25 protein-coding genes are annotated in these 24,192 nt (G+C 60.0%); 18 read left to right on the top strand and 7 right to left on the bottom strand.

Going from position 1 to position 24,192, the window contains the following annotated elements:
- Nucleotides 1–267: 267 nt before the first annotated feature.
- Together ABCS64_RS02565 and ABCS64_RS02560 are read right to left on the bottom strand one after the other, a co-directional pair.
- Entirely contained in the window at nucleotides 268–426 is a 159-nt protein-coding gene (locus ABCS64_RS02565) for a DUF1328 domain-containing protein (protein WP_418890367.1), read from the bottom strand.
- A 134-nt stretch (nucleotides 427–560) separates the two neighbouring features.
- The gene (locus ABCS64_RS02560) at nucleotides 561–758 is read right to left on the bottom strand and encodes a CsbD family protein (protein WP_418890366.1); all 198 of its coding nucleotides are present in this window, start codon (nucleotides 756–758) and stop codon (nucleotides 561–563) included.
- Nucleotides 759–849: 91 nt separating this feature from the next.
- On the opposite strand from ABCS64_RS02560, the gene ABCS64_RS02555 reads away from it, so the two are divergent.
- The 11 genes from ABCS64_RS02555 (at nucleotide 850) to murI (ending at nucleotide 12,746) form a co-directional block, all read left to right on the top strand.
- A protein-coding gene (locus tag ABCS64_RS02555) for an IS5 family transposase (RefSeq protein ID WP_418890365.1) occupies nucleotides 850–1,643 on the top strand; the annotation gives its coding sequence in 2 pieces (ribosomal slippage) (nucleotides 850–1,126 and nucleotides 1,126–1,643; 795 coding nt in all).
- A gap of 526 nt (nucleotides 1,644–2,169) precedes the next feature.
- Complete coding sequence (locus ABCS64_RS02550; RefSeq protein ID WP_418890364.1) at nucleotides 2,170–3,771, top strand: NAD(P)H-hydrate dehydratase; 1,602 nt, start codon at nucleotides 2,170–2,172, stop codon at nucleotides 3,769–3,771.
- Nucleotides 3,772–4,129: 358 nt separating this feature from the next.
- Nucleotides 4,130–5,479 carry a Na(+)-translocating NADH-quinone reductase subunit A gene (locus ABCS64_RS02545; RefSeq protein WP_418890363.1) on the top strand — a complete coding sequence of 450 codons (1,350 nt, stop codon included), beginning with the start codon at nucleotides 4,130–4,132 and terminating at the stop codon, nucleotides 5,477–5,479.
- 2 nt (nucleotides 5,480–5,481) lie between these two features.
- A complete protein-coding gene (locus ABCS64_RS02540) occupies nucleotides 5,482–6,693 on the top strand; it encodes an NADH:ubiquinone reductase (Na(+)-transporting) subunit B (RefSeq protein WP_418890362.1) in 1,212 nt (403 codons plus the stop codon).
- Nucleotides 6,686–7,474: a Na(+)-translocating NADH-quinone reductase subunit C gene (locus tag ABCS64_RS02535; protein WP_418890361.1), complete on the top strand. Its 789-nt coding sequence runs from the start codon at nucleotides 6,686–6,688 to the stop codon at nucleotides 7,472–7,474. Before ABCS64_RS02540 ends, ABCS64_RS02535 begins: the two co-directional genes overlap by 8 nt.
- A gap of 2 nt (nucleotides 7,475–7,476) precedes the next feature.
- Entirely contained in the window at nucleotides 7,477–8,145 is a 669-nt protein-coding gene (locus tag ABCS64_RS02530) for an NADH:ubiquinone reductase (Na(+)-transporting) subunit D (RefSeq protein WP_418890360.1), read from the top strand.
- 1 nt (nucleotide 8,146) lies between these two features.
- Nucleotides 8,147–8,755, top strand: a complete 609-nt coding sequence (nqrE, locus tag ABCS64_RS02525; RefSeq protein WP_418890359.1) for an NADH:ubiquinone reductase (Na(+)-transporting) subunit E — start codon at nucleotides 8,147–8,149, stop codon at nucleotides 8,753–8,755.
- Between the two features lie 18 nt (nucleotides 8,756–8,773).
- The gene (gene nqrF, locus ABCS64_RS02520; protein WP_418890358.1) at nucleotides 8,774–9,997 is read left to right on the top strand and encodes an NADH:ubiquinone reductase (Na(+)-transporting) subunit F; all 1,224 of its coding nucleotides are present in this window, start codon (nucleotides 8,774–8,776) and stop codon (nucleotides 9,995–9,997) included.
- 79 nt (nucleotides 9,998–10,076) lie between these two features.
- Nucleotides 10,077–11,228, top strand: coding sequence for an FAD:protein FMN transferase (locus ABCS64_RS02515; protein ID WP_418890357.1), 1,152 nt, complete (start codon nucleotides 10,077–10,079; stop codon nucleotides 11,226–11,228).
- A 2-nt stretch (nucleotides 11,229–11,230) separates the two neighbouring features.
- The gene (nqrM, locus tag ABCS64_RS02510) at nucleotides 11,231–11,455 is read left to right on the top strand and encodes a (Na+)-NQR maturation NqrM (RefSeq protein WP_418890356.1); all 225 of its coding nucleotides are present in this window, start codon (nucleotides 11,231–11,233) and stop codon (nucleotides 11,453–11,455) included.
- A 505-nt stretch (nucleotides 11,456–11,960) separates the two neighbouring features.
- Complete coding sequence (gene murI / locus ABCS64_RS02505) at nucleotides 11,961–12,746, top strand: glutamate racemase (RefSeq protein WP_418890355.1); 786 nt, start codon at nucleotides 11,961–11,963, stop codon at nucleotides 12,744–12,746.
- A 96-nt stretch (nucleotides 12,747–12,842) separates the two neighbouring features.
- On the opposite strand, the gene ABCS64_RS02500 is transcribed toward murI, so the two are convergent.
- Both ABCS64_RS02500 and ABCS64_RS02495 read right to left on the bottom strand, forming a co-directional pair.
- Complete coding sequence (locus ABCS64_RS02500; protein ID WP_418890354.1) at nucleotides 12,843–13,289, bottom strand: universal stress protein; 447 nt, start codon at nucleotides 13,287–13,289, stop codon at nucleotides 12,843–12,845.
- A 161-nt stretch (nucleotides 13,290–13,450) separates the two neighbouring features.
- Nucleotides 13,451–13,939, bottom strand: a complete 489-nt coding sequence (locus ABCS64_RS02495) for a methylglyoxal synthase (RefSeq protein WP_418890353.1) — start codon at nucleotides 13,937–13,939, stop codon at nucleotides 13,451–13,453.
- 303 nt (nucleotides 13,940–14,242) lie between these two features.
- Between ABCS64_RS02495 and ABCS64_RS02490 the strand changes: the two genes are divergently transcribed.
- The 4 genes from ABCS64_RS02490 (at nucleotide 14,243) to ABCS64_RS02475 (ending at nucleotide 17,982) form a co-directional block, all read left to right on the top strand.
- Nucleotides 14,243–15,901, top strand: a complete 1,659-nt coding sequence (locus ABCS64_RS02490) for a peptide chain release factor 3 (protein WP_418890352.1) — start codon at nucleotides 14,243–14,245, stop codon at nucleotides 15,899–15,901.
- Nucleotides 15,902–15,940: 39 nt separating this feature from the next.
- Complete coding sequence (locus ABCS64_RS02485) at nucleotides 15,941–16,744, top strand: Cof-type HAD-IIB family hydrolase (protein WP_418890351.1); 804 nt, start codon at nucleotides 15,941–15,943, stop codon at nucleotides 16,742–16,744.
- Between the two features lie 168 nt (nucleotides 16,745–16,912).
- Nucleotides 16,913–17,278, top strand: coding sequence for a CidA/LrgA family protein (locus ABCS64_RS02480; protein ID WP_418890350.1), 366 nt, complete (start codon nucleotides 16,913–16,915; stop codon nucleotides 17,276–17,278).
- Nucleotides 17,275–17,982 (top strand): LrgB family protein, encoded by a 708-nt coding sequence (locus tag ABCS64_RS02475; protein WP_418890349.1) that lies wholly within the window; start codon nucleotides 17,275–17,277, stop codon nucleotides 17,980–17,982. The genes ABCS64_RS02480 and ABCS64_RS02475 overlap by 4 nt, the downstream gene beginning before the upstream one ends.
- 336 nt (nucleotides 17,983–18,318) lie before the next feature.
- Here ABCS64_RS02475 and ABCS64_RS02470 read toward each other — a convergent pair whose 3' ends face one another.
- A complete protein-coding gene (locus ABCS64_RS02470) occupies nucleotides 18,319–19,248 on the bottom strand; it encodes a DNA ligase (protein WP_418890348.1) in 930 nt (309 codons plus the stop codon).
- A 35-nt stretch (nucleotides 19,249–19,283) separates the two neighbouring features.
- Complete coding sequence (ppgK, locus tag ABCS64_RS02465; protein ID WP_418890347.1) at nucleotides 19,284–20,138, bottom strand: polyphosphate--glucose phosphotransferase; 855 nt, start codon at nucleotides 20,136–20,138, stop codon at nucleotides 19,284–19,286.
- Nucleotides 20,139–20,542: 404 nt separating this feature from the next.
- Here ppgK and ftnA point away from each other — a divergent pair, with 404 nt between their 5' ends.
- Complete coding sequence (gene ftnA, locus ABCS64_RS02460) at nucleotides 20,543–21,040, top strand: non-heme ferritin (RefSeq protein ID WP_418890346.1); 498 nt, start codon at nucleotides 20,543–20,545, stop codon at nucleotides 21,038–21,040.
- Nucleotides 21,041–21,296: 256 nt separating this feature from the next.
- Here ftnA and gcvA read toward each other — a convergent pair whose 3' ends face one another.
- A complete protein-coding gene (gene gcvA / locus ABCS64_RS02455) occupies nucleotides 21,297–22,259 on the bottom strand; it encodes a transcriptional regulator GcvA (protein ID WP_418890345.1) in 963 nt (320 codons plus the stop codon).
- Nucleotides 22,260–22,644: 385 nt separating this feature from the next.
- Between gcvA and ABCS64_RS02450 the strand changes: the two genes are divergently transcribed.
- Complete coding sequence (locus ABCS64_RS02450) at nucleotides 22,645–22,920, top strand: hypothetical protein (RefSeq protein ID WP_418890344.1); 276 nt, start codon at nucleotides 22,645–22,647, stop codon at nucleotides 22,918–22,920.
- Nucleotides 22,921–23,095: 175 nt separating this feature from the next.
- A complete protein-coding gene (locus ABCS64_RS02445; protein WP_418890343.1) occupies nucleotides 23,096–24,187 on the top strand; it encodes a polymorphic toxin type 15 domain-containing protein in 1,092 nt (363 codons plus the stop codon).
- The last annotated feature ends 5 nt before the right edge of the window (nucleotides 24,188–24,192 follow it).

The raw sequence follows: 24,192 nt of genomic DNA, 5'->3' as shown, positions 1-24,192 counted from the left end.
TCCGGCAAAAATTTTCAGTTCCCTCCAGCGCGCGGCTCCCGCGCGAACGTCGCATTATAGCCGAGCGCATTCCTCGTCTGGCCGACATACGATGCATCACGGCGCCAGCGGGTACCCGAGTTGCTCACAACGGGGGCATGGTGAATCATGTTGATGGGGCGCCACTCCGCCAGAATATTATCTGAACACAACGCAAAGCAATAAAAAACCCTGTGTGCCAGTAAATGGCGACAGGGTTTGAGGAACAAGAAAATTCTTTCTTCAGCCCTACTTTTTTCGACCAAACAAAAATGACAGGACAGACAGTACAAGAAAAACAAAAAACAGGATTTTCGCAATACCGACGGCACTGCCCGCGATACCACCAAATCCCAAGGCAGCCGCAATCAGGGCAATAACAAAAAACACAATAGCGTAATGGAGCATCACAACCCTCCAATCAAAAATACAACAATCCAGAGACTAATAAAATCAAAGAGCCATCAAATATCACCAAAGCCGGACATGAAAACGGGAGAGTGCCAGCGTCAACCGACATGCTCCCCCGCTCTCATCTGACGTCAGTTTTTGTCGAACCAATCACTCACTTCCTTTTCAACTTCTTCCTTGGTTCGGCCATAGCGTTCCTGGATACGCCCCGCCAACTGGTCGCGATGGCCTTCAACGATCTTCCAGTCATCATCCGTCAGCTTTCCCCAATTTTCCTTGGCCTTTCCCTTCAGATGCTCCCACTTGCCTTCAATAATATCCATATTCATGGCATACCCTTTCTGAAAATAGTCTACGCACCCCATCTGGGGCGTTAATACACTAAGAACGTGTTCATAGTCTCTGCTGTAAAGTATCGTTATGAACAGAAAAGCCTACCCAAGCGATATAAGTCGCACACAATTTGCTACTCTTCTTCCTCTTTTGGAAAGTGCTCGCAGACGCACAGCACCGCGCAAAGTGGACTTGTACGATGTCTTTTGTGCCATTCTCTATCTTCTACGCAACGGCTGTGCCTGGCGTGCCTTACCGGGCGATTTTCCCAAATGGCGCACCGTTCATTCCTACTTCCAAAGATGGAGTGAGCCCCGGGAAAGTGGCATCAGTCTCTTTGAGGAAGCGTTAAAAAAAATCAGGTGGCCGCAGCACGTCGCAAGCAGGGACGCCATGAAGCAACCACTTTCCTGATTATTGATGCGCAGAGCGTGAAGAACACGGATACCGCCATGGAAAAAGGCTACGATGCGGGCAAGAAGGTTAGCGGTATCAAGCGACATATAGCGGTTGACACGCAAGGTTTGCCGCATGCCCTTGCGGTAACGACGGCGGATGTTACGGATAGAAAAGGCGGCCTGGTGGCATTGGAACGTGACAGAGATAATCTTGGTGCGGTACAAAAAGTCCTTGCCGACGGAGGTTACACGGGTCAGGCATTTGCTTCGTCGGTACAGGAGTTGATTGGTGCGGAAGTAGAGATTGCCAAACGAAACGAATTGCAGCGTTTTGCGGTATTGCCAAAGCGATGGGTAGTAGAGCGCAGTTTTTCCTGGTTGGAAAAGAACAGACGGCTTTGGAAAAACTGTGAGCATAAGTTGAGTACCAGTCTGCAAATGGTAGTTTTGGCTTTCTTGGGAATCCTGCTACGAAGACTATGAACACGTTCTAACACACAAACCCTTCAATATCGCTTGTTTGCCAAAAAATTTTCAACCGTGCATATTAATTCCAAATTGACCACCCAAGTCATCTCAAAACGAATCCGTTTGGATTGCTTCAGGCTGTCTTTGAGCTGTTTTCCACGGGCGCTAGAATTCGTCTACGAATCGGTCGAAACTTTTAACCCACGCTGGACAGGCCAACACGCCGCATGTCCTCGCAACTAGGAATCAGCACGCCATGCAGGTTTTCCTGAGCACCAGCGAAGTCTTCGCCACCAGGGCGCTTAGTCAGATCTTTCCCGTCCCGGGCAGTGGGCCACCGCCATTGTGTGCAATGTGAGCCATGCCTTGACATCCTGCTTCATCCCGCCCTCGTGAGCATCCTGCTACTCATCGCTGGCAGCATCATGCTCAACCTGGACACGCCGCATGCCTGAGGCGTTTCAGTGTCAGCCCCGCTCATCCAACTTCATCTCCAAATCCATCCAAATCCATGACGAATCCGCAAACAAAATCCATGACCATGCCTGATCTTCTCTGCTGTGTTTCGGCGCTGCGCCGCATCGAAGCCGCCGCTGCCGGCCAGCCATTAATGCAGCGCGCCGGACGGACCGCTGCCGAGCTGGCGGCACGCCTGTGCCGTGACGATGGCGGTGCGATACTCGTTCTGGCCGGGCCGGGCAACAACGGCGGCGACGCTCTCGAGGCCGCCCGCTGGCTCCATGAATGGCATTTCTCCGTGCATGTCGTTTTTCCCGGCGACCCGGCGCGCCTGCCGCCGGATGCTGCGGCCGCTCATGCCCGCTTCACCGGCGCCGGACTACAGACGCAGCCCGATATCCCCGCTACCCCGCGCTGGTCGCTGATCATTGACGGACTCTTCGGCATCGGCCTCAGCCGCGCCATCATGTCGCCGTATACCGACCTGATCGAAAAGGCGAACCGCCTCGCGGCCGCTTGCCGCTGCCCGCTGCTGGCGCTCGACTGCCCGAGCGGACTCAACGCCGATACCGGACGCGCGACCGGAACGGTCATCCGCGCCAGCCATACGATCAGCTTCATCGCCGGCAAACCGGGCTTATACACCGCCGACGGCCCGGATCTGTGCGGCAAAATCTCAATCGACGCACTGGGACTTAACGCTGAAAACCCGGAGATCACGGCCAGCACCGACCGCAGCGCGCTTGCCACAGAGACTGCCGACAGGGCAACGCCCGCATCTGGCCACCTGACGGCGATGCAAGCATTCGCGCACTGCCTGCGCCCTCGCCCCCGCAACAGCCATAAGGGCAGCTACGGCAGCGTCGGCATCCTCGGCGGTGCCGCTGGCATGGCGGGCGCCGCACTGCTCGCCGGGCGAGCCGCACTGCGCCTGGGCAGCGGCCGTGTTTATGTCGGCCTGCTGGATACCAATGCTCCCGCCTTCGACCCGGCGCAAGTGGAACTGATGTTGCGCACGCCGGAAGCCCTGCTGACGGCCGATCTTTCCGTCCTTGCCTGCGGCCCTGGTCTGGGTGTCTCGCCCGCCGCGCACGCGCTGCTGCTCACCGCCTGCACAAAGGCCCGCACGCAGATGGTTCCGCTCGTCCTCGATGCCGACGCGCTTAATCTGATCGCGGTGGAAAATGCCGCGGGGGGAGCTTCTGCGGGGTCGCTGACCACTACACTGGCGGTGCGCCAGGCGCCGACGCTGCTGACGCCGCATCCGGCTGAGGCAGCACGTCTGCTGAACTGCACGACGCAAGTCATCCAAACAGACCGCATTGCCGCCGCCTGCACGATTGCCGGGCGTTTCCGCGCCTGGGTGGCGCTCAAGGGCTGCGGTACCGTCATCGCCTCGCCCGACGGCTGCTGGCAGATCAATCCCAGCGGCAATCCGGGACTCGCCACCGCCGGCAGCGGCGATGTGCTGACCGGCCTCATCGCCGCCCTGCTGGCACAGGGCTGGCCGGCCGAGGCCGCACTGCCCGCCGCCGTTCATCTGCACGGCGCGGCGGCAGACCGGCTGGCCGCAAACGGAATCGGCCCCATCGGCCTGACGGCGGGCGAACTGATCGACAGCGCCCGGTACTGTTTCAATCAATGGATCTCCGAAAACAGCCAGAAAATTTCCGGGAAATGCTGAAGAAGCAGGCCATTTCCGCATCATGCAGCGACCGTACCATCGTATATCTTTCATGCACAACGACAGTGTGTTGTACGCTATGAAGCATGGCGGGCAACGCTGCTATTTCCAGCACATCCATAGCGGGTTTTCCAGCTATAATTGGCCGCCCGCGAATATGCCCCAATGCGGGTTGGGAAACATGCAAAAAAACAGGTTTTCTGAGAATCAAAGGTTTTGTTTTTCCGGCGGTACGCTGCGCCCTGCATTGCGACGCCCTTAGCCCAAGACAGGCCAGGACGGGCAGGCAGTACGTCGCATGACATTTAGGGCAACTTCGTAACTCCGGTTTATCCTACGAAAAGCGGACTACACAACGATGCATAAAATCAAACGCGGCCTGGATCTGCCGATTGCCGGCGCCCCCAGACAGCAGATCGACGATACCCCCGTCGTGCACAGCGTTGCCGTCATCGGGGCGGATTACCACGGCCTCAAGCCGACGATGGCCGTACAGGTGGGCGACCGCGTGAAGCTTGGACAACCGCTGTTTGCCGACAAGAATCAACCGGGCGTACAGATCACCGCCCCCGCAACAGGCATCGTCAGCGCCATCCATCGCGGCGCACGCCGTGTGCTGCAATCAGTCGTCATCGATATCGACGAAAACGCCGGCGAGGACGACGCCTTGACCTTCGAGCGTTTTGACGATGCCCGGATCGACACGCTGGAAACCGCCCAGGTGCGCACTCACCTGCAACACAGCGGCTTGTGGGCGGCACTGCGCACGCGCCCGTTCAGCAAGATCCCGGCGGTCGATGCGACGCCGGCGTCGATTTTTGTCACCGCCATCGACACGCATCCGCTGGCCGCTGATCCTGCACCCATCATCGCCGCACACGCTGACGATTTTCAGCGCGGCCTGCGCGTATTGTTGCGGCTAGCGTCCGTTTTTTTGTGCAAAGCGCCCGGCGCACCGTTGCCCGGTGAAGATCTGCCCGGCGTGACCACAGAGAGTTTTGAAGGCCCGCACCCGGCCGGTCTGCCGGGCACGCATATCCACTTCCTGCAGCCGGTCGGCATTGAGCGCACCGTCTGGCATATCGGCTATCAGGACGTCATCGCCATCGGCAAGCTGTTTGCCAGCGGACGGCTGTGGACCGAGCGCATCGTGGCGCTGGGCGGCCCGGTGGTCAAGAACCCGCGCCTGCTGCGTACGCGGCTGGGCGCCAATCTGCTGGAACTGACGGCAGGCGCGCTTGAAGGCGACGATAACCGGATCGTTTCCGGCTCGCTTTTTGGCGGGCGCACGGCACAAGGGCCGTATGCCTTCCTCGGCCGCTACCACCTACAAGTAAGCTGTCTGCGTGAAGGCAGGGAGCGCGAGATGATGCATTACATGCGCCTGGGCGCCAACAAGCATTCGGTCTCCAAATCGTTTCTCTCCTGCCTGCTCGGGCGGCGGCCGCTGGCGCTGACAACGACAACCAACGGCAGCCCGCGCGCCATGCTGCCGATTGGCAATTTTGAGGCCGTCATGCCGCTCGATATTCTGCCGACGCAGCTGCTGCGCTATCTCATCATCGGTGACACCGAAATGGCGCAAAAGCTCGGCTGTCTGGAGTTGGACGAAGAAGACCTGGCGTTATGCACCTACACCTGTTCCGGCAAGTATGAATATGGCCCGATTTTGCGGGACATCTTGACCCGCATCGAAAAGGAGGGCTGATCATGGGCTTGCGATCTTTCATGGACGCGCTGGGCCGCCATGTACAAAAAGGCAGCAAATATGAAAAGCTGCATACTTTTTACGAGGCGATGGACACCTTCCTGTACCGCCCGGCCAGCGTTACCCGCACCACCTCGCATGTGCGCGACAGTCTCGACCTCAAGCGCATGATCATTCTGGTATGGCTGTGCACGTTCCCTGCCATGTTCTTCGGCATGTGGAACATCGGCTATCAGGCCAACACGGTATTCGCCGCGCACCCCGACCTGCTCGCCGCACAAACGGGTTGGCGCTTCGAACTGATCCGCCTGCTGGCCGGCTTCAATCCCGCCAGCGTGTACGACAACATGGTTCAGGGCGCGATGTACTTCCTGCCGGTTTACATCGTGACCTTCGCCGTCGGCATCACCTGGGAAATCCTCTTCGCCACGATCCGCGGTCATGAGGTCAACGAAGGCTTCTTTGGCACCTCGATTCTGTTCGCACTGACGCTGCCGCCGACGATCCCGTTGTGGCAGGTGGCGCTGGGCATCAGCTTCGGCGTGGTACTGGGCAAGGAAGTCTTTGGCGGCACCGGAAAAAATTTCATCAATCCGGCGCTGGCCGGCCGCGCTTTCCTGTTTTTCGCCTATCCGGCGGCGATGTCGGGCGATGTCGTCTGGAATGTGGTCGATGGCTACGCCGGCGCCACAGCGCTTAGCCGGGCTGCTGGCGGCGGCGTTGCGGCACTGACTCAGGGCGGGCTGAGCTGGACGGACGCCTTCTTCGGTTTCATGCCGGGGGCGATGGGCGAAACCAGCACGCTGGCCATCCTGATTGGCGGCGGCGCGCTGCTCATCATGCGCATCTCGTCCTGGCGCATTGTGGCCGGCGTCATGATCGGCATGATGGCCTTCAGCACCCTGCTCAACACGATCGGTTCCGCCACCAACCCCTTGTTCGCTCTGCCCTGGTACTGGCATCTCGTGCTGGGCGGCTACGCTTTCGGCATGATGTTCATGGCGACCGACCCGGTTTCTGCCGCCATGACAAATACCGGCAAATGGGTTTTCGGCATGTTGATCGGCGTCATGGTGGTGATGATCCGGGTGATCAATCCCGCCTTCCCCGAAGGCATGATGCTCGCCATTCTCTTTGGCAACCTGTTTGCCCCGCTGATCGACTACTTCGTCATACAGGCAAACATCAAACGGAGGGCCGCTCGCCGTGTCTGATCAGAAGGAATCCGTGGGCCGCACCCTGCGTGTGGCGTTTATGGTCTGTCTGGCGTGTTCGGTGGTCGTGGCAGGCGCTGCCGTCGGATTGAAGCCCGAGCAGATCGCTAACCGGCAACTCGACAAACAGCGCAACATTCTGGTCATTGCCGGCCTGGCCAATGCCAACGCGTCAGCCGCTGAAGTCAAGCGTATTTACAACGAAAAGATCAAGGCGCGTGTCGTCGATCTCAATACCGGTCGTTACGACGATACGCAGGATGCCGCCCGCTTCGACCCGCTCAAGGCGGCACAAAATCCGGCCGCATCGAAAGCGCTGACCGGCAGCGAGGACATCGCCTCGATCAAGCGCCGTGAAAACCAGACGGTGGTCTATCTCGTCGAGGGCGACAAGGGACTGGAAACCCTCATTCTGCCGGTGCGCGGCTACGGCCTGTGGTCAACGCTGCACGGTTTTATGGCGCTCAAGAAAGACCTGAAAACCATCGCTGGTTTTGGCTTCTATCAGCATGCCGAAACCCCCGGCCTGGGCGGAGAGGTCGATAACCCGCGCTGGAAAGCACTGTGGCCGGGCAAAGAAGCCTTTGACGATGCGGGCAAATTCGACATCACTGTTATCAAAGGCAGCGTCGATCCCCACAGCGCACGCGCCGTGCATCAGGTGGATGGCCTGGCTGGCGCCACACTCACCAGCAACGGCGTCAACCACCTGCTCAACTTCTGGCTGGGGCCGCAGGGCTTTGGGCCGTATCTGGCTCAACTGCGCGCAGGAGGGAACTGATCATGGCACAACCCACCCTCAAGGAAGTCTTGCTCGACCCCATCGTCAAAAACAACCCGATCGGTCTGCAGATTCTCGGTATCTGCTCGGCGCTGGCCGTCACCTCCAACCTCAAGACCGCCCTGGTCATGTCGATTGCGCTGACGCTGGTCACCGGGTTTTCCAGCCTGTTCATCTCGATGATCCGCAGCCAGATTCCCAGTTCCATTCGCATGATCGTGCAGATGGTCATCATCGCCTCGCTGGTCATCGTCGTCGACCAGATCCTGAAAGCCTATGCGTTCACGCTGTCCAAACAGCTGTCGGTATTCGTCGGCCTGATCATCACCAACTGTATCGTCATGGGGCGCGCCGAAGCCTTTGCCATGGCCAATCCGCCGGCGCTGTCATTCTGGGACGGTATTGGCAACGGCCTGGGTTATAGCGCCATGCTGATACTGCTCGGCGTTATCCGCGAACTGTTCGGCGCCGGCAAGCTGTTCGGCGTCACGATCCTGCTCGTTGTCAACGACGGCGGCTGGTACGTGCCCAACGGTCTGCTCTTGCTGCCACCCTCGGCATTTTTCCTCATCGGCCTGATCATCTGGGCCTTGCGCACCTGGAAGAAAGACCAGGTGGAAGCGCCGGCATGGACGCTGGCGCCGCAAGTCAGCGACCGGGAGGGCGCCTGAAATGGAACATTATCTGAGTCTGTTTTTCCGCTCCGTGTTCATCGAGAACATGGCGCTCGCCTTTTTCCTGGGCATGTGCACCTTCATTGCCATTTCCAAGAAGATTCAAACGGCCATCGGACTGGGCATCGCCGTCATCGTCGTACAGGCCATCACGGTACCGGCCAACAACCTGCTGTTCCGGTTCCTGCTAAAGGACGGTGCGCTGGCCTGGGCCGGACTGCCGGAGGTGGATCTGAGTTTCCTGGGGCTGCTTTCTTACATCGGCGTCATCGCCGCCATCGTGCAGATTCTGGAAATGACGCTGGATAAATACGTGCCCAGCCTCTACAACGCGCTGGGCGTATTCCTGCCGCTGATTACGGTGAACTGCGCCATCATGGGCGGTACGCTGTTCATGGTCGAACGCGATTACAACCTGGCTGAAAGCGCCGTCTATGGCTTCGGTTCCGGCCTGTCCTGGGCGCTGGCCATCGTCGCGTTGGCGGGGATCCGCGAAAAGCTCAAATACAGCGACGTGCCTGCCGGCCTGCAGGGATTGGGCATCACCTTTATCACCATCGGCCTGATGGCGCTGGGGTTCATGTCGTTTTCCGGCGTGCAGCTGTAACGAGAAAGGCAAAGCGAGATGAATACCGAAATCCTGCTGGGCGTCGTCATGTTTACGGCGATCGTGCTGTCACTGGTCGTCATTATCCTGTTCGCCCGTTCCAGACTGGTCTCCAGCGGCGATGTCAATATCGAGATCAACGGCGAGCGGACGATTACCGTGCCCGCCGGCGGCAAGCTACTGCAAACGCTGGCGGCGAAAAACATCTTTCTTTCCTCGGCCTGCGGCGGCGGCGGCACCTGCGGTCAATGCAAATGCATCGTCGAAGAAGGCGGCGGCGAAATGCTGCCCACCGAAGAGCCGCACTTTACCCGGCGGGACGCCACCGAAGGCTGGCGTCTTTCCTGCCAGACTGCGGTCAAGCAGAACATGAAAATCCGCGTGCCGGAAGAGGTGTTCGGTGTCAAGAAATGGGTCTGCACGGTCGAATCCAACCCCAACGTCGCCACTTTCATCAAGGAACTGACGCTGCGCCTGCCTGAAGGCGAAAATGTAAACTTCCGCGCCGGTGGCTATGTACAGCTCGAATGCCCGCCACACACCGTGTATTACAAGGACTTCGACATCCCTGAGAAATACCGTGCCGACTGGGACAAATTCAACCTCTGGCGCTTCGTCTCCAAAGTCGAAGAAACCACGATCCGCGCCTACTCGATGGCCAATTACCCGGAAGAAAAAGGCATCGTCAAGTTCAATATCCGCGTGGCCTCGCCCCCGCCTAACCGGGACGACATCCCGCCCGGCAAGATGTCCTCCTGGGTATTCAACCTGAAACCCGGCGACAAGGTGACGGTGTACGGCCCTTTCGGTGAGTTTTTCGCCAGAAACACCAATGCCGAAATGATCTTCATCGGCGGCGGCGCGGGGATGGCGCCGATGCGCTCGCACATTTTCGACCAGCTCAAACGCCTGCACAGCCAACGCAAAATTTCGTTCTGGTACGGCGCACGTTCGCTGCGCGAAGCGTTTTACATCGACGAATTCAACACACTGGCGGCGGAAAACCCCAATTTCACCTGGACGCTGGCGCTCTCCGACCCGCTGCCGGAGGACAACTGGACGGGACCAACCGGCTTCATCCACAACGTGCTGTACGAAAACTACCTGAAGAATCACCCCGCGCCCGAAGACTGCGAGTTTTACATGTGCGGCCCGCCCATGATGACCGCTGCCGTCATCAAGATGCTGCTCGATCTGGGTGTCGAACGCGACAGTATCTTCCTGGATGATTTTGGCGGCTGACCTGCGGAGTGTATGGCTCCGCCTCAAACGGGTGCGAAGAATGTGGTCGATGCGGCAAATCCGCTCATCAATACAGTCAGTGGCAAGGCGGTGCCTTGTCCTGCTGCCCGTCTTCGCCGTACTGACAGCCCCGTTTCTGCTCACCGCCTGCCGGCAACAGTCTCAGATCGAACATCTCTCCGGCCCGACCATGGGCAGCACCTACCAGATCAGCTACGTTCGCGCGCAGGACGCCCCCAAAGCGCCAGTACTTCATGCGCAGATCCAGGCCATGCTCCAGCAGCTGGACAGCGCCGTATCTACTTACCGGGATGATTCCGCCGTTGCCCGTTTCAATGCAGCCGCCGCCGGCACCTGCATGGAAATGCCTAACGAAGCCGTTGAGCTGGCGCAGCACGCACAGCAACTGGCCGCGGATGGCGAAGGCGCGTTCGACATCACCCTGTTGCCTGCACTCGATGCCTGGGGATTCGGCCCCAAGGCCGCCCTCGCTGACCTGCCCGCAGACCTATCCACTATCCAGCAGCAAACGCCAGCCCAATCGCCGTCGGACGCTCCGCCATCGAAAACAGAAACGGCCGACGCTCCCAGGCCAGGCCAGGCCGCCCATTTCGCAGAACCCACACCGGCCGAACTCGATGCCCTGCGTCCGCGTATTGGCCTGCAACACCTGCGCATTGAGGGCACGCGCTTGTGCAAGGACGCGCCGATCAGCATCGAATTCAACAGCATCGCCGCCGGCTATGCGGTCGATCGCATCGCCGATCTGCTCGCCACATACGGCATTCACAACTACCTCGTCGAAGTCACCGGCGAAATCCGCGGCGCCGGCAAAAAGCCGGACGGTTCGCCCTGGCGCGTTGCCATCGAGGCGCCGCTCGATCAGCAACGCCAGGCGCAGAAAATCGTCGTACTCGATGGCCTGTCACTGTCGACCTCCGGCGATTATCGCCACTACCGCGAGGTCAACGGCCAACGCCTGTCACACGTCATCGACCCGCGTACCCTGCGCCCCGTCACCCATCATCTGGCCGCCGTGACCGTCGCTACCCCAAGTGCGCTGGACGCCGACGGCTTATCCACCCTGCTTATGGCGCTGGGGCCGGCGCGCGGGCTGGATTACGCGCAACGGCACAATCTGGCTGCACTGTTCGTCAGCCGCACGTCTAATGGCTTTCACAGCCAGGCTACACCGGCCTTTGAAGCCCGCTTTCCATCCACCGGAGAATAAACATGCTGACCTGGCTACTCGCCCTGCTCGTCCTGCTCATCGTCGTCGCCGGCATGGCTGTCGGCGTCATGGCCGGCCGCAAGCCCATCGCCGGTTCCTGCGGCGGCCTCGCCAACGTCGGCCTCGACACTGCTTGCGCCTGCGGCAGTACGCCCGGCAAATGCAGAGCCGGCGCAGGGAATGCCGATAACGCGCAAGACCCGGCCGCCCCCCGCTCAACGCACTGAAGCCCCCCGGTGCCAGCCCTTGCAGAGAACGCAGCGCCGTACACCTCGTACACCTGCCCGCAACCCTGCGTGGACAGGCCATTTCCGAAGGGGCGCCTGGAAACCCTTGTAAATAGGGCATCTCAAGGCAGGTTCCTTGAATCCCTCCTTGAACCTTTATCCACGGGAATTTCAGGGCAAGAATTTTGCAAGTCGGGCATTTATGTTCGACGGCCGTTCATCTAACTATTTATTTATCGGGCGCAGTATTCCAGTTTATGTTTTTTGATGCTCTGAACCCCTTGTGTTTAAAGGGCCTCCGGTCATTTTATGTTTTCTGCCCTGTTTTTTTGGGTTGCGGAAAAGCAATTCCTACAGGTCGGGCGCTTTGTGCCCGACGGTTGTTTACATTTGTCGGTCATCAATTCCCGACCTGCCCGGCCATTGCCCTGAAACGCCCTATCCATAAGGATTTCAGGGCGCTCCCTCTCACACGCCCCACCCAGGCGAACTTGCTGGCAGTGCAATGATCGGCATCTTTGACAGCGGCTTGGGCGGGCTTTCAGTACTGGCGGCCATTGCAAAGGCTTTGCCGGCCGCTGATATGCGCTACCTGGCCGACACCGCATACGTGCCCTACGGCAACAAAGATGAAGCCTTCATTCGCGCGCGCGTCCTGAAAATTGGCCGCTATCTCGCCGACCAAGGCTGTTCGCTGATCGTCGTCGCCTGCAACACGGCCACCGCAGCGGCCGTCACGATGTTACGCAGCGCCCTGCCGAACATTCCCGTAGTCGGCATTGAGCCGGGCATTAAACCGGCCGCCCATTCAACGCGCAGCGGGCGCATCGCTGTGCTGGCCACGGAATCGACGGCGCGCAGTATGCGTCTATCCAGTCTGATTCAACGATACGCCGGAAACGTTTGCGTCGATGTCATCGCCTGCCCCGGCTGGGCAAACCGGGTCGAGTCCCTGCAACTTGACGACCCCGGATTTACTGAATCCGCACATCATCACTTGGCGCAAACGCTGGAAGCCGGCGCGGACCGCATCGTTCTCGGCTGTACGCACTACACGTTTCTGGCTCCGGCGCTTACCCCTCTTGTCGCAGGACGCGCACAGCTCGTCGATGTAGCCGAGGCAGTCGCCCGCCAGTGCCGACGATTGGCGAGCACGGCTGAAAATAGTCAGGGACGGCTGATTCTGCAGGCGACGGCGCACCCGGAACGCCTGCAGGCCGCGTTACCCGCACTGGGGCTGGCGCAGCTGTTGCCGCGTCTGCAAGAGGCCGCGGCACAAATAGACATCTGAGCTATCTGAACTGAACGCTGGCAATAAAAACCGGGCAGTACGAAATCCGTACTGCCCGGTTGCGCGACACACTCCAGGTCTGGTCGTCTCGACTGCTTAACGATAAACCAGCACCGGGATTTTCGAGTAAGTCAGCACCTTGCTGGTTTCGCTGCCCAGCAGCAGCGCCTTGATGCCGCTACGTCCATGTGAAGCCATGAAAATCAGATCGCAGTTACCCTTCGTCGCCGCATCGATAATGCCTTCATAAACCATGGCGCTGGTAATACTAACCGTTTGGCACTTAACGCCTGCTTCCTGGCAAAGATTTTCGACAAAACCAAGCACTTTTCTGGCATAGGCTTCCGTATAAGAATCCTCGCTTTCATCCATCTTGGCCACGGCCAGAAATCCCTCTCCGTAGTACCCCATCGCCGAAAAATCCTGCTTGGCGTAAAACGCGGTAATTTCAGCGCCGATTTCCTTGGCGAAGGCAACCGCCCGCCGTACCGCGCGTTCGGAGAATTCAGAGCCATCAGTCGGTACCAGAATATGCTTGAACATCGCGTTCCTCCTTTTCCTGTATTTTCCCTCTGCTTGCGCAACGTTCCACGCTGTGCAACCACGCCGGCGACCGGCGCATTTTCAGTATAGATCAGGTCTGCGCAGGCGCAAGCAATCTTCTCCATATCCGAGCCATCGACGGCTGGCCGGCCGTGCCGGACTCATTCCGAATCGGCGCCCACGCTGCTTTCGATTTCATAACGCTGGGTGTAAGCGGAAAAATCCGGCATTTCCCGCTGATATTCCGAGAACATCAGCGGCGATGAAATCAAAAAGTCCGCCGTGGCGCGGTTGCAGGCCACCGGCACGTTCCAGACGACGGCCAGGCGCAGCAGCGCCTTGACATCCGGGTCATGCGGCTGCGGTTCGAGCGGGTCCCAGAAAAAAATAACGAAGTCGATGAGTCCCTCTGCGATCATGGCGCCGATCTGCTGATCACCGCCGAGCGGGCCGCTCTGGAGCTTTTGGATTTGCGTGCCGAGTTCTTGCTCAATCAGTGTGCCCGTCGTACCCGTCGCACAGAGGTCATGCATCAACAGTGAGCCGCGGTTAAAACGCGCCCATTCCACCAGGTCCTGCTTCTTGTTATCGTGCGCCACCAGGGCAATTCGCTTGCGATGCGGAATTTTCGTACCGTGAGTTTCAGGCATGATCTATCTCCTGTCCGTCTTGAGAGCGCTGCCGCTCATAAAAATCCCGTTTATGTTAGCGTATTTCCAACGCCCCAGTAGCCATGTGGGCAGGCCTGCGTCGCGTGCGATCTGACTTCCTTGGGCTTTCCGGCATTCTTAGTATCATTCCGCGCCACGGCTACTCTACGCAACAAGGCCAACAAGGCCTGTTAAAGCGGTTTTTCCAGACCGCCTCCGGTATACTCCGCCCTTTGCATTTTTTGTGCTTCCCGTGCGCGCATACCCTCCGCCGCCCGTAACGGCTTTCCTACGATTTCCACCATGACTTCCGACGCATCAAATTCCAACGCCTCCAGCACCTGTTCCTCGCCCACCGCCACGCCCTTTCCGCCCGATATTCTCAACGACGTCCAGAAACGCCGCACATTTGCCATCATCTCCCACCCTGACGCCGGCAAAACGACACTGACCGAGAAACTCCTGCTTTTCGGCGGCGCCATTCAGCTTGCCGGTACGGTCAAAAGCCGCAAAAGCGCGCGTCACGCCACCTCGGACTGGATGGAAGTGGAAAAGCAGCGCGGCATTTCCGTCACCAGCTCGGTCATGCAGTTTGAATACAAAAACCACACGATCAACCTGCTCGATACCCCTGGGCACGAGGACTTTTCGGAAGACACCTACCGCGTGCTCACCGCCGTCGACGCTGCCATCATGGTTATCGACGCGGCCAAAGGCGTCGAAGCGCAGACGATCAAACTGCTCAACGTTTGCCGCATGCGCAACACCCCGATCATCACCTTCATCAACAAGCTCGACCGCGAAGTGCGCGAACCTTTCGAGCTGCTCGAAGAAATCGAAAACGTACTGTCCATCGAATGCGCGCCGGTGACCTGGCCGATCGGCATGGGCAAGACCTTCCGCGGCGTTTATCACCTGCACGATGACAGTCTGCTGCGTTTTATGCCGGGTGAGGAACGGCGCACGACGGCAGAAAAAATCGACGGCATCGACAACCCGCTGCTCGACCGCGATTTTCCACTCGAAGTTACCCGGCTGCGCGAAGATGTCGACCTTATCCGCAGCGCTAGCAACCCGTTCAGCCTCGACGATTTTCTTGCTGGCCGGCAGACGCCGGTATTTTTCGGCTCCGGCATCAATAATTTTGGCGTGCAGGAAATCCTCCAGGCGCTGCTCGACTGGGCGCCGCCGCCGCAGGCGCGCGATGCCGGCAGCCGCATGGTGCAGCCCGCCGAAGCGCCGTTCACCGGCTTTGTCTTCAAAATTCAGGCGAATATGGACCCGAAACACCGCGACCGCATCGCTTTTTTCCGCGTCTGTTCGGGCCGCTACACCGCCAGCATGAAAGTACGGCACGTGCGCGCCGAACGGGAAATGAAGCTGTCCAATGCCCTGACCTTCATGGCCAATGAACGGGTTCTGATGGAAGATGCCGTCGCCGGCGACATCATCGGTATCTACAACCACGGACAACTGCATATCGGCGACACCCTGACAGAAGGCGAAACGCTGGCCTTCAAGGGCATCCCGTATTTTTCGCCAGAACTTTTCCGTATGGCGCGCCTGCGCGATCCGATCAAAAACAAACAGCTGCAAAAAGGCTTGCGGGAATTGGGCGAAGAGGGCGCCATCCAGGTGTTCGAGAATCTGGCGACAGGCGCGCTCCTGCTGGGCGCAGTCGGCGTGCTGCAATTTGAAGTCGTCGCCCAGCGCCTGCAAACCGAATACAAGGTCGACGCCATCTTCGAGCCTGCCGACATTCATACGGCACGCTGGCTGACCTTTCCTGACGAAGCGACACGACGGAACTTCGAGCGCGAACAGCAGCATCGCATGGCTACCGACGTCGACGGCAATCTCGTCTATCTTGCCAGCACGCGCTACAACCTGGATGTAACGCGCGAAAAATGGGCGCAAGTCGGTTTTCACGATTCGCGCGAACACGGCCAGAAAATGAGCTGACCGGCATCACGCTGTACGCTGCTGCACAAACCCCACTTCATGAAACGCATCTTCTTTTTCGACATCGACCATACGCTGCTCGACCACCACAGCTTCACCATTCCCGCATCGGCGCTTAAAGCGATCGCCGCACTGCGGCGTGACGGGCACACGATCGTCGTCGCCACAGGGCGCAGTCACGCCCAGGCGCGGCAATTCTCCGATCAGGTGCAGCCCGATTACCTCATCACCCAGAATGGCGCGCGCATCCTGAAAGACGGCCAGGAAAAGCTGTCCATTCCTCTGTCGCATGCTTCGCTCATCGCCTTATTTGAATGGGCGCGCGCGCAGGGCTATCCCTTTGGCGTCAATCTCGACGGCCTCGGCTATCTCAGCGAAGCCGTGCCGTGCACCCTGGAACCCTTGGCCGCGACGCGAACGCCTTATCAGACCGACGATCCGGCCTACCTCCGGCAGCCGGTACACCAGGCCTGGCTGTTTTACGACGAACGTCTTGACCCGCAGACTGCCGAAACCATCCTCGCCCGCTTCCCCGCTTTCGACCTGGTGCGCTGGCACCGGACGGCCATCGACATCATGCCGCGCGGCGTCAATAAATGGACGGGCTGTCAGTGGGTATTAGAGCAGACGGGGTTTCCTCCCGAGCAGGCGGTTGCCTTTGGCGACGGACTCAACGATATGCAGATGTTGCAAGGCGTCGGGCTGAGCGTGGCCATGGGTAACGGCCACCCCGATCTCCAGGCCATCGCCGATTACGTCGCGCCCGCACTCGACCGCGATGGCATTGCCGTGGCGCTGGCGCAGCTCATGGAGAGCGGAAAAATCCCGCGCCCCAGCGGATAGGCGTCGGCATGGAAAAAGTGGCAGAAACCGGCCGCTGACCGGACACCGGGCAATTCGGAACAGCCGGCAACCCGTTTTCCGGACGCCATTTAGTTTCTCGCTCCGTCATTATCCCGAATGCTCATTTTCTTTTCCTCCTTCATTACCGCAATTACGCTTGTCATTCCTATGATCAACACCTTTACCCTTCTTCTGCTATTCCAGCTTGTCGGCGAACTGCTGGTACGCGCCTTCGGCTGGCCATTTCCCGGCCCCGTCATCGGTATGACGCTGCTTTTCCTCGTTCTGCTCGTGCGCGGCACGGTTAGCCAGGAGCTGCGTCACGGCACCGGCAGTTTTCTGCAACACCTCTCGCTGCTGTTCGTGCCGGCCGGCGCCGGCGTCATGCTGCACTGGCAGCGCCTCGCCCACGAATGGCTGCCGATTGCTATCGCCGTGCTGGTCAGCACCCTGATCGGGCTGGTCGTCACCGTGCTGGTCATTAACCTGATGCGGCGCTGGACATCGCAAGAGCGTTCGGGAGAGCCGTCATGAGCGCCACCCTGAACGAACTTTCCTCCTACATGGCCGGCTCGCCGCTGACCGGCCTCACGCTCACCCTGCTCGCCTACCAGGCCGGCCTCTGGTGCTTCCGGCGCAGCGGCGGCCTGCACTGGGCGAATCCGGTACTGATCGCCATCGCCCTCATCTGCGTCGTGCTTTGGCTAAGCGGCATGCCCTATGCGGAATATTTTGCCGGCGCGCAGATGATCCACTTTCTGCTCGGCCCCTCCACCGTCGCCCTGGCCGTGCCGCTGTTCACACAATGGAAAAACCTCAAGCGCATGGCGCTGCCGCTGATTGTCGGCCTGTTCGTCGGCTGCATCGCGGCCGCCTTCTCGGCCATGGCCATCGCCCGCTGGCTGGGCGCCTCGACAGAAACGGTGCGCTCGCTCGCGCCCAAATCGGCAACAACGCCGATCGCCATGGGCGTCGCCGAAAAAATCGGCGGTCTGTCTTCGCTCACCGCCATTTTTGTCATCCTCACCGGCATCACCGGCGCCGTCTGCTTCCCCGCGCTGTTTCGCCTGTTCAAGTTCCACAACCACGCGGCGCAGGGCTTCGCCGTCGGCCTCGCCGCACACGGGCTCGGCACCGCGCACGCTTTCATGGTCAGCGAAAAAATGGGGGCTTTCGCGGCGCTCGGCATGGGGATGAACGGCATGCTCACCGCCTTGCTGCTGCCGCTGCTGATCTAGCGCCCGCCGCAAATGCCTGCGAGCCGGCCACGGCGCCTACATGACATTTCGCAATACGTCACCCTTTGCTGGATGAAAGCGCCAACCAGGCTGGCCGGCAGCAGCAGCGATCCGCGGTCGCAGTCATCGTAGTCGCCGTAGCATTTCGCAGCGCCACCCGATCTGCGACCCCCTCCGACCTGTATGCGTCATCGGGTGTGTGCGAAGGCGATTCGAGCTCCGCCTGATCTGTGCGCCCTCCAAGCTGTGTGTCCCCGCCAACCTGAATCCCGCCTGTTTCGTAGCCTCCGGTCAGGCGGCTTTACCGTCAAGTGTGTCTGTTGCATTTCAACGGCTTCAGCGCCGCATGTCCGCGTCCCGCCGTCTTTTCTGGTTTTCCGCCTGGCTTGCCGGTACAGGCATGGCGGCATGGCCTGCCGCCGCATCCGCCCTCACCCGCCAGAATGCGGCAAAGCGCGGAATTCCGTTTTTGGTGAACCCGCGATGGCGATAGGTGATGAGGCTGCCGATTGGCGGCGGATTCTCCCGGTCGGCATCGCTAAAGCCGGCGCCGATCCGAAAAACGCCACGCGCATTGCGGCAGGAGAGCGCCCCCAGCCGCCCCTGATGCCGGCCCTTGCCGGCATGGTGCGCAACAACGGTGCACTCGTCATCGAGCGTGCGCTTGAGCTTGAGCATCTGGCGGCTGCGCCCCGCCGTGTAAGGCGCCGCCGGATCGCGCACGATAACGCCCTCGCCGCCCTGTTGTTCGACCGCCTGCAAAAATGCCTGAAGATGCGCCCGATGACCGACCGGATACTGGGGAATGACGGTAATGTGCGCCGCCGGCCGTTCTTGCAGATATTTTTCCAGCACTCCCAGGCGCTGCCGCAGATCGCCCGGCGCCTGCGGGACATCGAACACATGAAGCTTGAGCGAATGCCAGCCTTTGTCTTCCCCCGAGCGGACGATGGCGGCGACACGCTCGAACTCGCCGCGCCGGCTGAACAGTTCTCCATCGACCGGGAACGGCGGAAAACCATGCGTGAAATACGGCGGCGCCCTGAACACATTGCCCTGGCGACTGATGAGCCGCGCACCGTCCCAATACGCGCGCACGCCGTCGAGTTTTTCGCTCATCACCCATCCTTCGATCTCCGTGTTTTCCTGGAACACGTCCGCCAGCATCAGCGCGGGCGCCTCCTGCGCGGCGGCCAGGCAGGCGTACGCCGCGCCTATCCATGCCATCCACGACAGGCAAAAGCGCAGCGCTCTACTCATGGACATCCCGCGGCTCATGGCGTCCGGCGAAGGCAAGCGGTTTATGCATCTGCGCCCGACAGCAGGTTTGTTTCCGCCATCAACGCCGCGCCGACGATACCGGCGCTGTTGAGAAAACTCGCGGCAACCACCGGCGCACGCAGCGTCAGCATCGGGGCAAACTTGTACAGACGGGCGCTGACGCCGCCGCCGAGGATGATGAGATCCGGCCAGAGCAGACGCTCCATCATGCACAGATAACGGTTCAGACGCCCGCCCCACGAGCGCCAGCCCAGCGCCCGCGTCACCCGCACGGTTTCGGAAGCGTAGCGCTCGGCCTCCGCACCATTGTCGAGAAAAATATGCCCCAGCTCCGTATTCGGCAGCAAACGCCCGCCGCTGAACACTGCCGTCCCCAGCCCCGTGCCGATGGTCACGATCAGAACAACACCGCCCTCGCTGCCGGCATGTCCGTGCCCCGCCCCAAAGCGCATTTCCGCCGTACCGGCCGCATCCGCATCATTGGCGACAAAACAGGGACATCCGGTAGCCTGCGAAAAATAGTCGGCCACCGGCAGATCGATAAAGGCGGCGTCGATGTTAGCCGCCGTGCGCGCCACGCCATGCTGGATCGCGGCCGGAAAGCCGATGCCCACCGCCCCCTGCCAGCCATGCAGGGCAATTTGCCGGATCAGCGCTTCCGCCAGCGCTTCAGGCGTAGCCGGCTGCGGCGTCGCCACGCGCTGGCGCGCATCGCACAGCGTGCCGGTTTCCGTTTCGACGATGGCCGACTTGATCGCCGTGCCGCCGACATCAATCCCTAATAGCCGCACATTTTCCCCTTCGCATTCTCCATACTCTTTTGCCTCCGCCGCTTCATCGCCGATTGTTCTGATCGCCCAGATCGCCCCACTCACCCCTCCCCCACCCGATTCCCCATCTTCCCGGTAAAATTGCACCGAGTCGTGTATCTGCCCGCCGGGATGGCACGATGCTATCAGCTTTTCACCTTGCCGCCATCACAGTCCACAGCGCGGCAGGCGCAAAAATGAGGCATCGCCCTGCCAGGTCAGACCCGTTCAGGCCGCAAATCTCGCCGGAAAACCCGTTTCCCATGGATAAAGCCCTGCCGAATCAGGCCGCATGCGTCCATGAGAACCGAAAGCCGGATGATTGGTCAAAAACCGGCAGCAGCAGGCAGAGGCGACCAGAAACGGGCGCAGCGGAAACATCGCCGGGCTTTAAATTCTTTAAATCCCACCCTGCCGTGCTTTCCAGCGCCCGCCAACGGATTTTCATTCACTTTCAACAAGGAGACATTATGCTCAGCAATACCATGATCGAACGTCTGAACCAGCAGATCAATATGGAACATTATTCCGCCAACCTTTACCTGCAAATGAGCGCCTGGTGCGATCATCAGGGCCTCAGCGGCAGCGCCGCCTTCCTCAAGCAGCACGCGGCGGAAGAAATGGAACACATGCACCGCCTGTTCCGCTACGTTTCGGAAACCGGCGCCCTGCCCCTGGTCGGCGCGCTGAAAGCCCCGCCGGTTCAGTACAAAAATCTTGCCGAAGTCTTTAAAGCCACTTACGAGCACGAGCTGGAAGTTACCCGCTCAATCAACGCGCTCGTAGCCGCCGCGCTTGCCGAGCAAGATTTCTCCACCTTCCAGTTCCTGCAATGGTATGTCAGCGAACAGCATGAAGAAGAACACCTGTTCAAAGGCATTCTCGACAAAATCGACGTCATCGGCATCGACGGCCGCGGCCTTTACTTCCTCGACGAAGAAATCCGCAAACTCGCCGCCGCAAGCTAAACGCACGCAGCGCACGGCAATACGTGCATCGGACATATACGGCCGCCCGCATGGGCGGCCGTATTGCATTTATGCCCCGCGCCTACACACGTTCTGCGCACTCTGGCGTGAGTCCGGCCATAACAACCGGCGCAAAAGAAATAAAAGGGAATGTGAAAAAAGAATGGGCGTGAAACGGAAAGGTCACGCACCGATTGGGCTAAATCCGGCGAGGTGCATCAATTTCTAGGCGCAATATGTCGCGAATTTGCCGGCTCTACGCGGCGTTGTTGGTGTGGCCGGTGCTGTTCGCGGCCTGTTCCCCCGTTGCCCCCGCCGCGCCCATCTCTCTCCGGTACGCTTCGGCCTGCCCGTGCAGCCATTGGCCAAAGGCTTGCAGCGACGCGGATCCGGCGCGGTCTTCCGGATAGACGAGGTAATAGCCGCGCTGGCTGGAAAGCGTTACCGGGCAGGGGGAAACCAGTTCGCCGGAGGCCAGTTCCTTTTGCACGAAGAAATGCGGCACCAGCGCCACGCCCAGCCCGGCCTGCGCCGCCGGAATGAGCATTGAAAAGAGTTCATAGCGCGGCCCGCCCATCACATTGACGCCGCGCACGCCCATCATGTCGAACCATTGCCGCCAAGCCTCCGGGCGCGAGGATTGGTGCAGGAGCGCCATTTTGGCCAGTTTTTCCGGCTCGATCCGCGTCTGGCCGTGCATCAGGCCGGGGTTGCATACCGGGATCATTTCTTCGCCGAACAGGTATTCGATCACGGCGCCCGGCCAGATCGGGTCGCCAAAGTGGATGGCGGCGTCGAAAGGCGTGTCGTTGAACATGAACGGCTCGGCGCGCGTCGTCAGGTCGATGCCGATGTTCGGGTGGCTGGCGTGAAAATCGACGAGTCGCGGAATCAGCCAGCGCGAAGCAAAGGTGGGAATCGCCGCCAGTTCGAGCACGCCGCTGCCCCGGTGCGCCATCAAGGAAAGGGTGTCGTGCTCGATGCGCTTGAGGTTTTCGCGCACCTGGCGGGCGTAGAGCCGCCCGGCCTCGGAAAGCAGAACGCGCCGCCGGACGCGGTTGAACAGGGCAACGCCGAGATAATCTTCCAGCGCGGCAATCTGCCGGCAGACGGCGCTTTGGGTCAGCGATAGTTCTTCGGCAGCGCGGGTGAAGCTCTGGTGCCGCGCGGCGGTTTCAAAAGCAATCAGCAATTCGACGCCGGGGATTTTCCGTTTCATTGCAGTGTCCTGGAAGTTGCCTGAAATTTCCGGAAGGCCGCGCCGAAAGGCCGGTGCGGTTTTCTCGATCAGACTACTGCTTATTATATTCCTACATCGCACAACCAGTGCATACGGCAAGCACATCCACAACAGGGCAACTCGCCTGTAGCCCAAATAATACGTGGGCTCCCGGCCAATCAGCCTGTCTGCAAGCAGTGATGATGACGGACAGAAAATTCCGTCTTTGCACAAATATTTCGGCAAGAACCGCTGCCTAACCGCAGGGTTCCGACACACGGCAGGCCGCCCCCGCCCGGATTGTATAGACCGGATAACGGAGCGGGGGCGTGACGGGCAATGGGTGGCAGGTGGCGGAGTGACGGGCAATGGGCATCAATGAGCAATGGGCGATGGGCAACGCCCAATCTACGCGGACGCCAAGCCGGTCATGGCAAAACAACGCGCCGCAGCACTGCATACCCAGCGTGCGTCTCTCAACATGCAGGCCTTCCTGACCGGCATTTTTCATCCGCATTCATATGGCGGCGACGGCAACGAGGCGCATTCATTTCCTGCGGCGCTGCCGATCTCCCCTGCGGCGCTGCCGAATTGTTGTCTGCGCATTCTGGATGCAACGCCCGGCTATCTAAATTGGCTGCCCGCAAGCCCGCGTCAATAGGGCATTTGCGGGTAGGCAAGCTAGAAACCGAACTGCTTGACCGGCTCAAACGCTGAAAAACCGGACTAGAATATAGAAACCTATGGAAGCCCCTTTAAATCTTTGCCAAAAACACCGCAACACATCCTCCCGCATAACAATCCCCTAAACAATCCCGCCATACAGGTTTCCTCCCATGACAAAACCTCCCGACCCCGATGCGCCGGATCATCCCACCCCTGCGGACGGGTCTGCCACTCCACCGCCGGTACGCCGCAGCCACATCCACCCCAACGGCTACGCCATGCCCGGCCCCTACGCCAACACCACCGGCATCATTCTCCCCAAAACACAAAGCGCCCCGGCCGGGAACAACACCAACCCTTCCGGCGGCGCCGAAACCGAAGCCGAACAAGACTGGTGGCAACGCTGGGGATCGGATACCCTGCACGGCATCCTCGACGTTGCCGGTCTTGTGCCCGTATTAGGCGAAGGCGCCGACCTCATCAACGCCGGCATCTACCTGGCCGAAGGCGATAAGATCAACGCCAGCCTGAGCGCGGCGGCCGCCATTCCCTTCGCCGGCTGGGGCGCCACCACGATCAAGGCTGCGAAACGGACAAACGACGCCGTCGAAGCGGCCGTCAAGAGCGCCAAAGTCCCGGGCAAGGTCGCGGAAGCGGCCGCCAAGGGCAGCCGGGAAAGCGCACAAGCCATCAGCCGGCATGCAGACGAAGCCGGCGGCTACATCCTCAGAAAGCGGATGAAAGAACACGAAGTACCCTGTTTCAGGAAAGGCAAAGGCAACCGCGCCAGCGACATCGAATACGACCGTCAGCTCAAAGCCCAGCAGGACGCCCTCAACCAGATGAGCGTCGGCGACTACCTCACGGCGCGGGAGGCCTATCAGCGCTTCGGACGGCATCCGGATGCGGCGGCTGAAGTTGCCCGGTTTAGGGAAAAGTTCCAAAAAGAGCAACAGCAAAAACTTCAAGACCAAAAAATCCTCTCCGGCATGGATGAAGAGCTTGCCGCAACACAGGCCGCCCGCGAAGCTGCGGACATGATGAAAGGGCTGGATGCATTGCACACGCCGGACATGGTGGCTGGGGGCTACCACAGTCCGACGCCGACCGGCATGGGCAACGCCTCGGCCAACCGCTCCATCGGCAGCCAGTGGCCGCAGAACACGCGCGTGGCCGGACTTGACGCAGCGGCCAGGGAAGCCTTCGGCGAACTGGGCGAAACCGCCGCCATGAACGTTAAACTCACCCGCTGTCTCAAATAAACCGC

This window comes from Dentiradicibacter hellwigii, from assembly GCF_041770905.1.
Taxonomy (GTDB): Bacteria; Pseudomonadota; Gammaproteobacteria; order Burkholderiales; family Rhodocyclaceae; genus Propionivibrio; species Propionivibrio hellwigii.
Note: the sequence above shows the minus strand (reverse complement) of the source record. Positions and strands in the feature narration are given on the sequence as shown.

Coding starts and splice junctions, on each gene's coding strand:
- ABCS64_RS02550 (WP_418890364.1), top strand. CDS start 2,170: ATGCCTGATCTTCTCTGCTGTGTTTCGGCGCTGCGCCGCATCGAAGCC.
- ABCS64_RS02445 (WP_418890343.1), top strand. CDS start 23,096: ATGACAAAACCTCCCGACCCCGATGCGCCGGATCATCCCACCCCTGCG.
- ABCS64_RS02485 (WP_418890351.1), top strand. CDS start 15,941: ATGAAACGCATCTTCTTTTTCGACATCGACCATACGCTGCTCGACCAC.
- ftnA (WP_418890346.1), top strand. CDS start 20,543: ATGCTCAGCAATACCATGATCGAACGTCTGAACCAGCAGATCAATATG.
- ABCS64_RS02500 (WP_418890354.1), bottom strand. CDS start 13,289: ATGTTCAAGCATATTCTGGTACCGACTGATGGCTCTGAATTCTCCGAA.
- ABCS64_RS02450 (WP_418890344.1), top strand. CDS start 22,645: ATGGGCGATGGGCAACGCCCAATCTACGCGGACGCCAAGCCGGTCATG.
- nqrE (WP_418890359.1), top strand. CDS start 8,147: ATGGAACATTATCTGAGTCTGTTTTTCCGCTCCGTGTTCATCGAGAAC.
- ABCS64_RS02470 (WP_418890348.1), bottom strand. CDS start 19,248: ATGTCCATGAGTAGAGCGCTGCGCTTTTGCCTGTCGTGGATGGCATGG.
- ABCS64_RS02560 (WP_418890366.1), bottom strand. CDS start 758: ATGAATATGGATATTATTGAAGGCAAGTGGGAGCATCTGAAGGGAAAG.
- murI (WP_418890355.1), top strand. CDS start 11,961: ATGATCGGCATCTTTGACAGCGGCTTGGGCGGGCTTTCAGTACTGGCG.
- ABCS64_RS02480 (WP_418890350.1), top strand. CDS start 16,913: ATGATCAACACCTTTACCCTTCTTCTGCTATTCCAGCTTGTCGGCGAA.
- gcvA (WP_418890345.1), bottom strand. CDS start 22,259: ATGAAACGGAAAATCCCCGGCGTCGAATTGCTGATTGCTTTTGAAACC.
- ABCS64_RS02530 (WP_418890360.1), top strand. CDS start 7,477: ATGGCACAACCCACCCTCAAGGAAGTCTTGCTCGACCCCATCGTCAAA.
- nqrM (WP_418890356.1), top strand. CDS start 11,231: ATGCTGACCTGGCTACTCGCCCTGCTCGTCCTGCTCATCGTCGTCGCC.
- ABCS64_RS02475 (WP_418890349.1), top strand. CDS start 17,275: ATGAGCGCCACCCTGAACGAACTTTCCTCCTACATGGCCGGCTCGCCG.
- ABCS64_RS02540 (WP_418890362.1), top strand. CDS start 5,482: ATGGGCTTGCGATCTTTCATGGACGCGCTGGGCCGCCATGTACAAAAA.
- ABCS64_RS02565 (WP_418890367.1), bottom strand. CDS start 426: ATGCTCCATTACGCTATTGTGTTTTTTGTTATTGCCCTGATTGCGGCT.
- ABCS64_RS02490 (WP_418890352.1), top strand. CDS start 14,243: ATGACTTCCGACGCATCAAATTCCAACGCCTCCAGCACCTGTTCCTCG.
- ABCS64_RS02545 (WP_418890363.1), top strand. CDS start 4,130: ATGCATAAAATCAAACGCGGCCTGGATCTGCCGATTGCCGGCGCCCCC.
- nqrF (WP_418890358.1), top strand. CDS start 8,774: ATGAATACCGAAATCCTGCTGGGCGTCGTCATGTTTACGGCGATCGTG.
- ABCS64_RS02495 (WP_418890353.1), bottom strand. CDS start 13,939: ATGCCTGAAACTCACGGTACGAAAATTCCGCATCGCAAGCGAATTGCC.